This is a genomic window from Paenibacillus sp. RRE4, assembly GCF_031844205.1.
Taxonomy (GTDB): Bacteria; Bacillota; Bacilli; order Paenibacillales; family Paenibacillaceae; genus Paenibacillus; species Paenibacillus xylanexedens_B.
Map to the genome: position 1 here is coordinate 1 of NZ_JAUZUT010000012.1, position 15338 is coordinate 15338.

13 protein-coding genes are annotated in these 15338 nt (G+C 48.1%); 6 read left to right on the plus strand and 7 right to left on the minus strand.

Features of this window, described 5'->3' with window-relative positions; genetic code table 11:
• Positions 1-359: 359 nt before the first annotated feature.
• From Q9R46_RS25840 to Q9R46_RS25850, 3 genes are all read right to left on the minus strand, one after another.
• Positions 360-2711, minus strand: coding sequence for a carbohydrate-binding domain-containing protein (locus Q9R46_RS25840; RefSeq protein ID WP_311282302.1), 2352 nt, complete (start codon positions 2709-2711; stop codon positions 360-362).
• Positions 2712-2777: 66 nt separating this feature from the next.
• Complete coding sequence (locus Q9R46_RS25845; RefSeq protein WP_154984317.1) at positions 2778-3458, minus strand: DUF4956 domain-containing protein; 681 nt, start codon at positions 3456-3458, stop codon at positions 2778-2780.
• Positions 3451-4284, minus strand: coding sequence for a polyphosphate polymerase domain-containing protein (locus Q9R46_RS25850; protein WP_311282303.1), 834 nt, complete (start codon positions 4282-4284; stop codon positions 3451-3453). Before Q9R46_RS25850 ends, Q9R46_RS25845 begins: the two co-directional genes overlap by 8 nt.
• A 249-nt stretch (positions 4285-4533) precedes the next feature.
• Here Q9R46_RS25850 and Q9R46_RS25855 point away from each other — a divergent pair, with 249 nt between their 5' ends.
• The 3 genes from Q9R46_RS25855 (at position 4534) to Q9R46_RS25865 (ending at position 7047) form a co-directional block, all read left to right on the plus strand.
• A complete protein-coding gene (locus Q9R46_RS25855) occupies positions 4534-5211 on the plus strand; it encodes a response regulator transcription factor (protein ID WP_145333700.1) in 678 nt (225 codons plus the stop codon).
• Complete coding sequence (locus Q9R46_RS25860; RefSeq protein WP_311282304.1) at positions 5211-6611, plus strand: sensor histidine kinase; 1401 nt, start codon at positions 5211-5213, stop codon at positions 6609-6611. Before Q9R46_RS25855 ends, Q9R46_RS25860 begins: the two co-directional genes overlap by 1 nt.
• Positions 6612-6792: 181 nt before the next feature.
• Positions 6793-7047, plus strand: a complete 255-nt coding sequence (locus tag Q9R46_RS25865; protein WP_145333845.1) for a hypothetical protein — start codon at positions 6793-6795, stop codon at positions 7045-7047.
• A gap of 618 nt (positions 7048-7665) precedes the next feature.
• Here Q9R46_RS25865 and Q9R46_RS25870 read toward each other — a convergent pair.
• On the minus strand, positions 7666-8433 hold the full coding sequence (locus tag Q9R46_RS25870) for an SDR family NAD(P)-dependent oxidoreductase (protein ID WP_311282305.1): 768 nt from the start codon (positions 8431-8433) through the stop codon (positions 7666-7668).
• 222 nt (positions 8434-8655) lie between these two features.
• On the opposite strand from Q9R46_RS25870, the gene Q9R46_RS25875 reads away from it, so the two are divergent.
• On the plus strand, positions 8656-9291 hold the full coding sequence (locus Q9R46_RS25875) for a TetR/AcrR family transcriptional regulator (protein WP_186331742.1): 636 nt from the start codon (positions 8656-8658) through the stop codon (positions 9289-9291).
• 66 nt (positions 9292-9357) lie between these two features.
• On the opposite strand, the gene cobA is transcribed toward Q9R46_RS25875, so the two are convergent.
• Genes cobA through nirB form a run of 3 tightly spaced genes read right to left on the minus strand, consistent with a single transcriptional unit; the run spans position 9358 to position 12996 of the window.
• Positions 9358-10173 (minus strand): uroporphyrinogen-III C-methyltransferase, encoded by an 816-nt coding sequence (gene cobA / locus Q9R46_RS25880; protein ID WP_311282306.1) that lies wholly within the window; start codon positions 10171-10173, stop codon positions 9358-9360.
• A gap of 47 nt (positions 10174-10220) precedes the next feature.
• Positions 10221-10538 carry a nitrite reductase small subunit NirD gene (gene nirD / locus Q9R46_RS25885; RefSeq protein ID WP_123063985.1) on the minus strand — a complete coding sequence of 106 codons (318 nt, stop codon included), beginning with the start codon at positions 10536-10538 and terminating at the stop codon, positions 10221-10223.
• A gap of 16 nt (positions 10539-10554) precedes the next feature.
• A complete protein-coding gene (gene nirB, locus Q9R46_RS25890; RefSeq protein ID WP_311282307.1) occupies positions 10555-12996 on the minus strand; it encodes a nitrite reductase large subunit NirB in 2442 nt (813 codons plus the stop codon).
• Between the two features lie 649 nt (positions 12997-13645).
• Between nirB and Q9R46_RS25895 the strand changes: the two genes are divergently transcribed.
• Complete coding sequence (locus Q9R46_RS25895; protein ID WP_311282309.1) at positions 13646-14239, plus strand: ANTAR domain-containing response regulator; 594 nt, start codon at positions 13646-13648, stop codon at positions 14237-14239.
• An 18-nt stretch (positions 14240-14257) separates the two neighbouring features.
• Positions 14258-15334, plus strand: coding sequence for an anthranilate phosphoribosyltransferase (locus Q9R46_RS25900; protein WP_311282310.1), 1077 nt, complete (start codon positions 14258-14260; stop codon positions 15332-15334).
• Positions 15335-15338: the final 4 nt, after the last annotated feature.

Below are 15338 nucleotides of genomic sequence, written 5' to 3' on the forward strand. Positions count from 1 at the left end.
ATTTATTCAGACTGAACTTGAGCTTTCGCTGCTATCGATATCCTGATTTGATCCTTGAGCGATGTGAAACGGGGGCTAGCATATCTCAATCGAACTCCTTTCATATTCTTGAATAAGGTATGCTCAGCTATGCTGGTGCCGTGGTTAACTTCGAAACCAGCCCAAGTACGCTTTAGAATATATATCCATATTTGCGTTAGGTTCGCAGGTTCCTGTTAGATGACTTACTTTCCTCTGGGGAAAAACAAGCAAAGTCATGCTCCAATTTCACCTTGATTGTGAAATCAGAGCATGACTTTTAAATTACTTGGGTCAGGCAGTGGCAACTGCCTTCTATTCAATCAGCTTATTAAATTTAGTTACTTTGCCGAATCCGTAGTTCCTGTTGTTCCAGTTGTGCTTGTTGTACCTGTTGTGTCTGTAGATGTACCGGATTGCGAACGATTTCTCCCACCGCCGAATCCGCCTTGTCCACCTCCACCGAAACCACCCATGCCGGAGCGGGCTGTCGTTACGCCTGATTCGTTTACCCAGGTCACATTACTTGTGGATTGGAAAGCAACGATTTGGGTTCCGCCGCTATAGGTACCGCCAGTGTAGAGTCCGTCCACCGCTTTACCTGTCGATGTTCCGCCAGAGAAGATGATGTAAGATCCATCTTTTGCGAGGTCCGGTGAGCTGACGACTACATTTTGGTAATCTTTTGCTGGTGCAAACGTCAGGATATTATTCCCTTTGCTATCCTGAACATGAACCAGTGTTCCGGCTTTTTGTGTCTCAGGGAAGGTCATCACAATTGTATTTTGCGTTGAAGCATCGGAAGTACCCTGCGCCATGCCAGAGCTTCCCGCCGCCACCAGATATCCGCCACTGATTACAAATGTGCCGTCATAATCCAGTGCGCCGTTACCGTTATTCGTTGGGCCATTCACGATAACCGTTCCGCCCGTCATCGTAATGGAACCATTGGCATCGAGGCCATCACCGCCTGCATTTACGGTGAGGGAGCCACCGTTGATGTGAAGTTCGTTATTGCCTGATGATTCGCCCGGCATGCCGCCAGGGCCTCGGTTTTGCTGGCCTGCGTCCGAACCTTGTGCCGACTGATCTGACGTGGATGTGGTACCCGTCGTTCCTGTGGAGTTAGCAGTGTCTGTATCTGCTGATTTGTTTGTGTCGGTAGCAGAACTGCTGTTATTTGTAGCTTTTCCCGTTGTAGTTGCTGTTGTGCTGCTCGTTGTTGCCTCACCACCAGCGGCATTCACCCCATCATCTGACGCCGTTACGTCTACATCCCCGTCATTCAGGGTAATAATCGCCCCTTCGAGCCCTTCATAACTTTTCGCTATCTTGATCGTTCCACCGTTAATGGTCAGCGCCTGATCGGCGTGAATACCGTCATCCCCGGACTGAATGTTGAAAGTCCCATCGTTTACAGTCACATGGCTATTGCTGTGCAAGGCATCATCCATAGAATCAATGGTGTATGTTCCGCCATTCACCGTGAGATCGGTTCCTGCTTTAAGCGCTTTGGCGCTTGTAGACTCTTCCTCTGTTGTTGTCGATGCATTATCTGCATCCGCGTTGGAATCGGACGATTTGCCATTGTTATTTGGCATTGCTGGCATGTCGGCAGGTGGTTCACCATCCGGTGGTGTGCCCATGTCGCTTGGAGGCGTACCGCCATTCAATGCATCACCGCCACCGAAGCTGCCACGGCCTCCGCCAAAGCCACCACCGCCGGGGCCTTCTTCGACCTTGGCAGGTGCATTCGCACTGCCGCCAGCCGTCACGATGTTATACGTACCGCCATCCGTAACGAGTGAGGTTTCTGCCTGAATGCCGTCGCTGCCACTCTGAATAGTAAAAGTACCGTCTGCAATCGCGACAAACCCTTTGCTGGTATCGGTATCATTGGTTGATTTAATGCCGTCACCTGCCGCATCAACCGTAATGGTCCCTGCCTGAATGGCGACCATATCTTTGCCTTTGATGCCGTCATCGGCTGCCTTGACGTTAATAGAGCCGCTGATGATTTTCAGATCGTCCTTGCTTGTAATCCCTTCATTATAGTTGCCTGTGACGGTCAACTGACCTGCACCGTTAAACGTAAGATCGGCTTTGCTGAAGATGGCCGCATCCGGCTCATCGGTGCTGCTGTCGGCATATACGTATGTTTTACCATCGGAAACGGCGTTTATGGTTCCTTTTTCAAGCGTAATCACCGCTTTGCCCGCCTTTTGAATGTAGATTCCAGAACTGTCATTGTCATGAATGGTTGCGCCGTTCAACACGAGATGTACCACGCCTTTATCAGCGACGTTGACCACGATTTGGCCGTTGGTTAGCTCACCACTCAGCACATACGTGCCTGCTTCCGAGATCGTAACTGAACCGCTCGCTGCCTTCGCACCGGACCCGGTTACGGTTGCCGTCGTACCGTTCAGCTTGATCATGGTTGAATCCGCTTCAGTCCAGCTAACATTCGTATCATCGGCATCGAGGGAGACCAAGTCTGCATACTTCACGGACGTGGACTCGCTGACGGATACGATTTTAGTCGTTCCAGTTGTGGAGACGGCTGCATTGGCTGTGTTGCTTGTCGTTGCCGGAGCGCTGCAAGCCGCGAGCAGACTGGTAATCATGGCGATGGACCACAGTTTGCTGCCTGTCATGATGTTTTTACGTTTCTGAGAATTTTTCTTCTTCATATATATCGTTCCTCTCCAATTCATAATGGGTTAATCGAACATATGAGCACGCCGATTTTCCAAATTTTAATACTCTGTCGTTGGACTCATCGTTAACGAGATATCCAGATTGCCGTTCCGTGTACGGATGGCATCGAGAAATTGCTTCTGATTCACGCTCTCGTGAATCGTGACGTTATAAACCAGTTCGTACAGACTGCCGAGTTCAGTCGTTCTGATTTTTTTCAGATCAAATGGGACTTTAAAGGTATGGAATACTTCGTTCAGAGCCTCTTCATAACTCAAATTCTCGGGAATGGTGATCTTGAGTGTCTTCTGCTGACTCTTTTTCCCGCCAAAGTTAAATCGGCTCAGTACAAACATCAGCACACACAGGATAATGGTAAACAGAATGGCGTAACCAAAGGCACCTACACCGCAGGCCAGACCGGATGCCATGGTGAACAAAACGTAAGAAATGTCTTTCGGATCACCGGGGGCGCTGCGGAAACGGATAATAGAGAAGGCACCCGCCAGGCTGAACGCCCGGGCAATGTTGCTACCGATCAGCAGAATGATGATGGCAACGATCACCGGAAGCACAACCATAGTCAGTGTAAAGCTCTGTGAGTAAGTCGCTTGATTGGTTTTCATATAGGTAAGGCTGATGATAAGTCCCAGGAGGATGGCAAGTCCGATTGTGATGACAGCACTGCTGAAACTCAAGGTTGAATCGTCTAGGGCGGAGCTGAAAAGGGCATCAAGCATAGAGTGCACGCTCTCTTTCTCTAATTAATTTTTCTTGTGAAGCAGCCGGGGCCGCGTCGTTAGGATTGAAATCAGTACCCGGGATAAGTTCTCGTTCCGTCTGATAATTCAGATTGGTGGTTCTCACCAGATGTCTGTATTCATTGCCGTATTTGGAAAATCCGGTCCGGTACAACCCGTGCTCCGACAGCAATTGGGAGAGCCACATCGGAACGGTTTTCTCGGCTTTGACTTCCATGAGCCAGCGCCCGTCCTTGACGAGCGGTTCACCGTAATCTCCTTGTTCCAGCTTCAGATCATATCTGCGGCTACGAATGTTAGTGTCGAACGTAATCCGAAGGTCGCGGCTGTTCTTATCGAACAACGCCTTGCGTTCGTAGGCCAGATACACTTTGGGCTCAAGGTCATAGAGCCTGAGAAAATATTTGATCTCTTCCAGCACCTGAGGGTTCATGTAATCGGCCAGCTCCGGCGCTTGTCCCGAGCGGACAAAATCGTAAGCTTCATCCAGCTTCAGCGCAGTTCTGCGTTTGTTGACGAGACCGAACACTTTCTTTTTGATCTCCAAATATACTTTCGCATTCTCTTCGGGCACACCATAAGCTCGCAAACGCAGCTTTTCCTTGTATTTCGGTTTGGATAAACTGGCTCGAATCAGTGAATCCTGCGGTGTATCGAAGTACAGATTACTGATGGAGTAAAACTCATGTTTTTTGTTGTAGGCATCCAGTTCCATGTAGTGGAGCAGATCGTTGTAGAAATGCTGGTATTGCTCATCGGTCAGCAGGTACTTGCTCTCAAATCGGTTGAATACTTCAATCGCCACGACGGTTCAGTCCTTTCGGGTATGGATAAGTTGGTGTATGTTTTGATTATGTTTGGTTTGTTGTGTGTTGCTGTCATGTCTGTATCTTAGCGAAGCAACCTTGAATGAATCTTAAATCGTTTTACATTGCGTTAACATTTCTTTTCCTTCATCTATATCTTGCCTGTGTACCAATTATTAAGGTTGATTCAAGGTTTAATTGATAGAATAAGAACATACAAACCACCGTGAGCAGAGGATGAATAGAGGATGAGAATTTTAATTGCGGAAGATGAGGTTCATTTGGCAGAAGCGGTTTCGCAGATTTTGAAAAAAAACAACTACTCCGTGGACATGGTCCACGACGGCAGGTCAGGACTGGATTATGCGCAGAGCGGCATCTACGACCTGTTACTGCTGGACATTATGATGCCGGAGATGGACGGCATAACGGTGCTTAAAACGCTCCGCAGTGAAGGAAACCATACTCCGGTTATTTTACTCACAGCCAAAGGAGAACTGTCGGACAAAGTATCCGGCCTCGATTACGGTGCCGATGACTATATTGCAAAGCCTTTTGCCACGGAAGAATTGCTCGCCCGGATTCGGGCGGCCTTAAGACGTAAAGGGGAAGTGATCCCCGAGGATGGGGTGAAGTTTGGCGATATCGAACTGAATACAACCCAGTTGAAGCTGAGTGTTCAAGGTAAGGAAATCAAATTAAACTTGAAAGAGAACGAGTTGCTGGAGTTGCTGATCACCCGCAAACAAGCGATCACCTCCAAAGAGCAGATCATCGAAAAGTTATGGGGATTCGACTCGGATGTCGAGTATAACAATGTGGAGGTCTACATCTCTTTTTTACGCAAAAAACTAACCTTCCTGAATTCGGCTGTCCGTATTAATACGATTCGGGGCGTAGGGTATGTACTTGAGGTGACGAACTAATGTTCAAGAAACTCCGCAATCGGTTCCTGATTGTCAATCTGGTGTCGATCTCGATTATGATGCTGGTGGCTTTTGTCACGATCTACACCATTACGTACCAGAATGTGCAACGCGAAACGAATATGGAGCTGTACAAGGTGTCCGATTTCTACCATAGCCCGTTTGGCATGGGTGCCCAGCAGTCACGAGGTGAAGGGCAAAGCGGGGGAGCAGGAGTAGGGACAGGAACGGGAACGAATTCCGGATCGGTAACTGTACCCTCTTCTCCGAGTAGGGGCGGGGGCAACAACGGTAACGGCATGAGCGGTGGGAACTTCGGTGGGGATCGAGGACCGGGTGGAGATTTCGGCGCACCTCCTGCCCGGTCGGTTTCTTTTATGATCCAGACCGATAAGCAGTGGAAAATTACCGATACAAATTCGCGGTTTGATATGGAGGACTCGTTTTACACACAGGCTCTGCAAAAAGTAGATCAGGAGAAAACCGGTCAAGGTGACAGTAGCCGGTGGACTGGACAATTTGCACTGGATGGCACGGACTGGGCCTATGTGGTTGATCCAAGCGGGGACGGGCACATGATTGTGTTCATGGACGTGACCGCGCAGCAGGGCATCCTGACCAATTTGATTTACACGTTTACCGTGGTTGGGCTGATCATGTTGATCGTCATCTACTTCCTAAGTCGTTATTTTGCCAACCGTTCCATTGCACCTCTGCGTGAAGCGTTTGAGAAACAGAAACAGTTTATCGCAGACGCATCACATGAATTGAAAACACCACTGGCAATCATCAATACGAACACGGATGTCTTGCTGGCGAATCAGGAGGAGACCATTGGAAGTCAGGCCAAATGGCTACACTATATCAAATCGGAAACCGAGCGGATGTCTGGACTAACGAATGATTTGCTGTATCTGACTCAGATGGAGGACTCACGTTCCACCCTCATCCATACCAGGTTTAATATGAGTGAAGCGGTGGAAAGTATTGTTTTACCGATGGAAGCGGTGATTTTCGAAAAAAATATTACCCTGGATTACAGCATTGCTCCTGATCTGATGGTTCACGGAAACCCGGAGCAGATCAAACAGGTGGTTCTGATCTTGCTCGATAACGCCGTGAAATATTCCGGGCCAACAGGGGCCGTGAACATTACACTCCAGAAGCAGAACCATGATGTGATGCTGACCATCTCCAATACGGGGGAGGGGATCGCGCCAGAGCATCTGGATCGAATCTTTGACCGCTTCTATCGCACGGATGCATCAAGAGCGCGTAAACACGGTGGACATGGCCTCGGTCTGGCGATTGCCAAATCTATTGTAGAGCAACATAAGGGAGAGATTTTCGCCAAAAGTGTCGTGGGCGAGGGGGCGACATTTTACGTGAGGTTATCGTAGGTGCGGATGCCAAAGTGGCGACTGGCGAAAATAAGCACCTTGTCTATCCTAAAGGGATCCGCAAAAGGCTAGGCATAAGTTCTGCCCGTAATGGGATAACCTATGCTACAATGACAGCAAGAAGGATAACCAAGGAGATGAACAATACGTGGTAGACAACAACGCAATTAACGAGCAGGAAATGATGCAATATATCGCGGACAAAACAAAGGCCAGTAAGGCAAATATTGAGCTGGTATTGAAGCATGAGCAAGCTTACATCAATAAGGCACATGAGAATGCCAAAGGCAAAGACGTCGATATTGACGGTGACGACCTGTCTGATTACATTCTAAGTCGCAAAGATGTAAAGCTTGATGAGCTGACTGTTGAAAGTATTTTGGATGCGGAAATGGATTATTTGATGGATAAAGGTCACGCGGGATACGTGGATTAGGTAAAGATTCGGGTTAGGGAACGAACGTTTTGGATTAAGGAACGAACGATGGAGTAAGCTAGAAATAATAGGTCTTTAACCGTGCACCAAAAATTCTAACGATCACCAGCGACGCTATTTCGGTATTTTTCGGATCTTTTTAAATCTAACGATCAGGAGAGACGTTATTTTCGGAGTAGAGGGTCATTTTTGATGAAAATAGGGCGTTTTTACTGAAATAAGGTTCCTGGTGATCGTTAGATTAGGAAATGTGCTAAAATGGCCGCAATAAGGCTCGTGGTGATCGTTAGCGTAATGAATCAGCTCCGGATGAGAGCGCAGCTGTTGCGTATAAGAAAAAGACCTCAACCTCACCCAAAGGGAGTTTCCTTAATGGTGGTGTCGAGGTCTTTTAGCATCAAACAAGCGGTGTGGAAGTAAAAAAACTCTTGCAGCTTGGCCTGATGTCAGTAAAATTTCGCTACACGCTACACGCTACACGCTACACGCTACACGCTACACGCTACACGCTACACGCTACACGCTACAAGGGCATCGCGTAGAGTACACGCCCGTAGGTTTTACTATATGCCCGCCTATGTGCCAATGATGTTGGTGTTACCAACCATCAATTACCTATTACTGACCCATCATACCGCCGTCTACAGTGTAGAGGGATGCGGTAACGTAAGATGCGTCTTCGGACAACAGGAAGTTCATCACGGCTGCGACTTCTTCCGGTTCGCCGTAACGGCCCATCGGGATAGCGGCTACCGTAGCGGATTGGTAATCTTCTACGTTGCCGGAGTTAGCTTCAATCTGACGCATCATACGTGTGTTGATTGTACCTGGCAATACGGCGTTAACACGAATGTTGAAAGGTGCAAGCTCATTCGCTGCGGTACGTGTGAGACCAACAACGGCATGTTTGGACATAATATATGGAGATACCGCCGGAGCGCCCATCAGACCCGCGAGGGAAGAGGTATTCAGAATCGCACCGGATTTTTGTTTTTTCATCACAGGAATGACGTTTTGCAGACCAAGGAATACCCCTCGAATGTTTACATTGTATACGGTGTCGAGTGCTTCAACGCTGAGGTCTTCGATCAGACCTGTAGGTCCTTCAATACCGGCATTATTGGCAAAATAATCGATACGTCCAAATGCATCCATTGCTTTTTGTACATAATTTTTAACGTCTGCTTCATCGGATACGTTGGCTTTGACTGCAATGACATGTTCTTGATCGAGATTCAATTCCGCAATCGTTTTGGCAATCGCTTCTTCGTTCAAATCAACCAATACCAGATTAATTTTACGTTCAGCCAGTCGACGTGCAAGTTCTTTACCAATACCTCCGGCAGCTCCTGTAATGACAGCGGTTTGTGTATAGGATGTACTCATGATTGAATCGTCTCCTTATAATATATAATGGGCAGGTAATCTCCATAAGAATTACATCATATTTTCAGTGGGTGAAAACCTGTCGTCTTTAGTTCCTGTCTTAATGTTAAGATATACATAAACATGTGACAATAATCATTGACAGCGCAAATGTCAGCTACTGAACACAGATGTAAGCGTTGTTCATTTAGGTTACAATAATGGACAAAGGAGGCGGAAGTGTTGATTATCGAACACCCTCAAGATCGGAGAGCACGAAGAACGCAGGATGCGATTATCGCTGCGGCGGTGTCTTTAATATTGGAAAAGGGGGCTGACGCCCTGACCATCCGGGATATTACGGAACGGGCCGATTATAATCGGGGGACCTTTTATTTGCATTTTCCCGGCAAACCGGAGCTATTGCAATTTCTTCTGGAAGACTTCCTGCAAGGATTAGGACAGGCTTACGCCACACCGTATGCTAATCTCACAGAAGTGGATATGACCGGGCTTTTACCGTCGACTATGCCTGTATTTGAATATATTGAAAATCACCAGGATCAATTCAAGGCGCTCATGACAATGCACGGGGATATGGCACTCAGGATCAACAATGTGTTCCGAGAATACCTTACTCAAGACTTCATTTTGGTGACTGAAGATAGCGAGCAAGTGATCAATTATGACATTATGTTAAGTTATCTCGTATCAGCAACCGTGGGGGTTATTATGCATTGGGCAGAGGTGGGGTTCAAATATTCCGCCCATTATATGGGGGAGCAACTGACAGCTCTTATTAACATCAAACCGACCCGTCTGCTGATTGAACCAGGGCAGAAGGGCCGGACGATGAATGAGCGTATGTTGTCGGACTAATATATGCAAATACATGCTTATACCGTGTGAATGCGTTTCGCTACGGGGCTTACGTATAACTCCAGGTTAACCCGTCATTGAAGCAGATGCGGCTCGCTCCATCTGGAGCAGTTGTTCGCGGATGAGCACGGATTCTCCAACTATAATTAAAGCTGGATTACAGATGTGATGCCTATCTGCTAATGTATGCAGTTCGGCAAGTGTGCCTGTAACAATTCGTTCTTCGCTTGTCGTTCCTCGTTCAATTAGTGCGGCTGGTGTATGCCCCGCCTTGCCATGACGAAGTAACTCTTGCTGAATCTGTGATAACTGGCTTATCCCCATGTATATCACAAGCGTATCTACGCTATGCGCAAGCAGGTCCCAGCGGACAGAGGATACAGTTCCGTCACTGCCGGTTCCCGTCACGCAGGCAAAAGAAGAAGCGACCCCGCGATGGGTCAGCGGGATGAGCGAAGAAGCGGAGGTGCCCACAGCCGAAGTGATGCCTGGGATAATCTCATACGGGATACCAGACGCCGCCAGCACCAGCGCTTCTTCCCCGCCACGACCGAAGATGAACGGGTCGCCGCCTTTAAGCCTGACGACGTGTTTGCCTTCTGCTGCATGAGAAGCCAGCATACGTCCGATCATCTCCTGGCTCATAGAGTGAAGCCCGGGAGCTTTGCCACAGTAAATGCGGAGAGCGCTATCCCGCGCTTCGGCAAGTAATTCGTCTGTGACAAGTCGATCATACATAATAACATCAGCAGACTGAATCCGTTTCAAGGCTTTGACTGTAATCAGTTCGGGATCACCAGGGCCGGCACCGATGATACTTACCAGCCCCCGGCTCATGACCGTGTTCCCATAATTGACGTTTGCAGGTTTAACAAAATCCATTGTGCACCCCTCTTCTGTCAGTAGTGCTTATCAAGCCGACCGCTGTGTTAACCTGCAATCGTGATATAGATATCTCCGCTATCTCCGTCCACTTCTGTTTTGTACGTGTTCAAGCAACCATCGTCCGGTTCATGGACCTTGCCGCTTCGCAGATCAATCTTCCAGTCATGTAGCGGACAGTGAACGGCTGTTCCGCAGACCATACCCTCTGATAGCTTGCCGCCCTTGTGAGGGCAACGATTTTCCACGGCATGAAGGCTACCGTCGCTCAGTTTGAAAACGGCAATTTCGGTATCCTCGACCAGAAAGGTACGAGCCCCTTTTTCATCAATATCGGCCAGATGCCCAATTCGAAATTTACTCATCGCTGATTCTCCTCTTCTAGTGGGCTACCGGTTCTGCACCGGATAGTGGGATGAAGTTTTTACGCAATTTCTCATCTTCAATAATCTCTTTCCAAGGATCTACCGTGTGACCGAGTGTCACTTCCAGACGTTCCACCAGTGCGAGACGTACGTCCTGATCTGCCAGAGCCTCCTTCACATGATCCAGACCTACCCGTTCAATCCAGGCCGCTGTTCTCTCGTTCCATCTTGCGTTCTCTCTATAGTATTGCAGGTAAGCGTAAGTCCACTCTTCGACTTCAGCATCCGTTTTCACCGTGCACAAGAGCTCTGCTGCCCGGACTTTTACACCGCCGTTGCCACCGACATGAAGCTCCCAAGCTCCATCAATGGCTACGACACCGAGATCCTTGATGGTGGCTTCCGCGCAGTTCCGCGGGCATCCGGAGACGGCCAATTTTACTTTGGCTGGAGCGACCATCTTATCTAGTTTTTTCTCCAGACGAATGCCCATCTCGATCGAATCCTGTGTACCGAAGCGGCAGAACGTATTACCTACACATGTTTTTACTGTCCGTAAAGCTTTGCCGTAACCGAAGCCGGAAGGCATGTCGAGTTCTTCCCATATCTTCGGCAGGTTTTCCTTCTGTACCCCAAGTAGATCGAGTCGTTGTCCACCCGTAAATTTGACCATCGGTACGTCGTATTTCTCTGCAACTGTTGCGATCTTGATCAGTTCTGCCGGGGACGTTACGCCACCGTAAATTCGCGGAATAACGGAATACGTGCCGTCCTTCTGGATATTGGCATGGTAACGTTCATTCGTAAATTTGGATACACGCTCATCCTCATATTCCGTAGGCCAGATCATGCCAAGGTAGTAGTTAAGGGAAGGGCGGCATTTGGAGCAACCTTCTGGCTCATCCCAGCCAAGCACGTTCATGACTTCTTTGACGGTTTTCAGGCCCATCTCCTTGATTTGGGCTACAATCTCATCCCGGTCATATGAAGTACAGCCGCAGATACCTTCTTTGGTTTGCTCGCCCACGTTGTCCCCTGCATAGTAGGTGAGCAGCGACTCCACGATTGGTTTACATCCACCACAGGAAGCGGAAGCTTTCGTGCAGGATTTGATAGCGCGGGCAGTGTTGCATCCTTTATTGAGAACAGCATCACCGATGGCAGCTTTCGTTACACCGTTACAGCCACAGATGATCTCATCATCTGGCATGGCAGCCATGCGCTCGGCTACAGAAGGGCCGGAACCGGACCCGCCAGAAGGCACGCCGAGCAAAATTTCTTTTTCACGACCGCTGATGTCCTCACCGCTTTTAATGAAGGAAAAGAGGGATGCGCCATCGGTCGTATCGCCAAACAACACTGCACCGACGAGCTTGCCTTCTTTGATCACCATTTTTTTGTATACACCGTCTACATCATCCTGAATGCGAATGCTGCGTGTGTCTGGCGAGTCCTTGAATTGTCCGGCAGAGAATACGTCGACTCCCGACACCTTCAGCTTGGTTGAAGTGACTGACCCTTCATATCCTTCCGTTGCTACTCCAGCGAGCCGTTTGGCAAGAACCATGCCTTGTTCATATAACGGAGCTACGAGTCCATAGGCAATGCCGCGATGCTCCGCACACTCTCCCACAGCAGAGATTCCAGGGATACTGGTATGCATATAGTCATCTACAATGACCCCGCGGTTAACGTCCAGACCGCTGTTTCGAGCCAGTTCAATCTGCGGGCGAATACCGACCGCCATCACGACGAGGTCTGTCTCAAGCACCGTTTGATCGGTGAAGCGAAGTGCCTTAACCCGGCCTTTGCCTGTAATCTCTTCCGTATGTTTGTTCAAAAGGAACTTCATGCCCTGCTCCTCAAGCTCTCGCTGAAGCATTAATCCAGCAGGCAGATCCAGATTTCGATCCATCAAGTGTCCATTAATATGGATGACGGTTACGTCCATACCCAGATTCAATAGTCCCCGAGCAGCTTCCAGACCGAGCAGTCCGCCGCCGATGACAGCCGCCTTACGATATTTTTGGGATGCTTGCATCATCGTTTCACAGTCTCTAATGTCACGGAAGCCGATGACCCCTTCTTTATTCGCGCCTGGAAGAGGCAGGATGAAAGCCTGTGAACCTGTCGCCATAATCAGCTCATCATAGGATGCGTGGACCCCATTCCGAGATACAACTTCCTTGCGTACCGTATCGATCTGCACGATAGGGTCACCTGGATAGACATGGATACCGTTATCTTCGTACCAGCTCCAGTCATTAATCACGATATCTTCAATGGAGGTTCCGCCTGCGAGAACGGAAGATAGCATGATGCGGTTGTAGTTTGGATGCGGCTCTGCGCCGAAGACGGTAATGTCATATGCGTGTGGTGCGAGTTTCAGAATATGCTCAATTGTACGAATTCCCGCCATACCATTGCCGACCAGCACCAGTTTTTTCGTTGTACTCATTGTGGTTAGCCCCCTCAGATCCATTTCTGTATTCTGTTCACTACGCTACCTTCGTCTCTTCCTAAAAATCGAAAAAGCCTGTCATGCATCGGAGGACTGCACATATACATACGCATCCCTTATCTCCGAATTTGCAAAACAGGCTTCATTGCCGTTTCAACCAGCTACGTCGTTGTAACTGTGAGTGATTCTTCAGTTATGGAGTTCTTATGGGTTAACTATAAAATAATGATTTATTCATGTCAATATAGTTGACATAAAAAAGTATTTGAAATTTGAAGTTAATTATGTTTACATGAGTTTAAAGAAAAGCTGAATCGATTACGTAAAATGTGCTATAAATTACAAAAAAATATGAAAATAAATCCATGTAATGCCTCTGGATCGCCATATAATGTAGAAAATGTGTCATGAATAATCATGGCCAATCTATTATTTTTTCCATTTTAATCTATTAAGATCAAACCGAGGATCATGATGCATCTCTATATGCTTCTCACGAATAATTCAGAACACCTGGGATTTTGAAATACCGATGTTTATTTCTTAATTTTTGTCAGGTAATATGACATTTTCACACTTTCATGTGGTAATGCATTAAAAGTTAGTGTGGGTATTGTATATCAATATAAGGAGGGATTGATCCATCATGCGATCCATATTGGTCATCCGTGTACATCCCATTCAGGCCGGCTCGTCCGAAGCAATCCCTCTAACACCGGAGAAGCTGCTGGGAGCGGTTGGCTATCATGTGAAGGTCTCGGACAGGGAGGATGAGGTGATGAAGCTTGCTCGTGAAGTCGATGCCTCCATCCTGCATTTGTCTCTTGCGGACGTGGCTTATTGGGTAAAGCGGCTGGGTGAGGAGAAGTCGGATACTCCGCTTCTCTGGTGGTGTGCTCCGGATACAGCATCTTCCTCTGTAGAAGACTGCGAGGTTGATACCTCGTTTGATGGCATTCTTACACCGTCTATGGCTGGGCCGGAAATTCACTGGACGCTACACTTTGCTGCGCGGCGTTATATGGAGCGCAAGCAATGGGAGCAAGAGCGAAAGCAACTGCACTCCAGACTGGAAGATCGAAAATGGATTGATATGGCGAAGGCGATCTTGTGTGATTTAAAGCAGATCTCCGAATCGGAAGCCTATGATCTGTTACGCAAAAAAGCGATGGATGAACGCAAACGGATGGTCGATGTAGCTACAGCGATTGTGAAAGCACATCAACTGCTCCAGTCATAATGGGAAGGAGGATGCTCTATGGATATGTCTCAGATCCTCAGAGAGGTAGGGCGCGGCAAACGAGGCTCACGTGATCTGAATTATGCAGAGGCACTGATTGTTGCCGAGAATATATTGAAACAGCAAGTTTCTCCTGCCCAGACGGCTGCATTTCTTATGGCTGAGCGGATGAAGATGGAGAATGTCGAGGAGATGGAAGCCTTTGTGCATGCGTGCCGGAACAGTGCGGAGCGTTTCTCCGTATTTCAGGATAGTTTGGATTGTGCGGGTCCTTACGACGGACGAACCAAGTCATTTATGGCAACATACCCTGTGGCATTTGTACTGGCGGCAGCGGGTTTGCCGGTTACGCTACACGGCAGTGAGCCTTTACCACCCAAGTGGGGAGTTACGCTGTCTGTTGTATTGAGAGAGGCAGGGATCGATACACGCAAGATGGAACGGGAAAATGCCCGGAGTGCGGCTCTCCATACAGGTATAATGTATGTTTCTGCGGAAGACTGGTGTGAGCCGCTACGCAGACTTCGCCCATTACGGGAAGAACTGGGGTTTCGAACGGTACTGAATACAGCCGAGAAGCTGATTGATTATAATCATTCATCTTATCTTGTTTTTGGAGTGTTTCATAATACGTTTCTGGATCGAATTTCCAAACTCCTTACTCGTTTTCATTATCAACGTGCTTATGTTGTTCAAGGTATGGAAGGATCGGAGGATCTCTATATTGATCGTCCTACGCGTGTGTATGCTGTGGAGGATGGCGAAACGAAGCTTGAACTCGTAGATCCTTCAAGCTACGATCTGGATATGCCTGTGCCGGATATGATCTGGACCGCAGCGAAGCAAGTTGAGGTGGCGGAGAGTGTACTACGCGGGGATGGTCATCTTACGTTTGTAAATCAGGTGCTGTTAAATGCGGGCTTTCGACTATACGTTGCAGGACGTGTCCCTTCCATAGAGCAGGGCATATACATGTCTAAGCAGTATATAGAAAGTGGAGATGCATTCCGTCTCTATCAACAGTGGTGTGTTTCGATGGGTGGAGAGTTGCCGGATAGCAGAACGGTATCGATCTATCCGGCATCCTCTGGTTAAACTG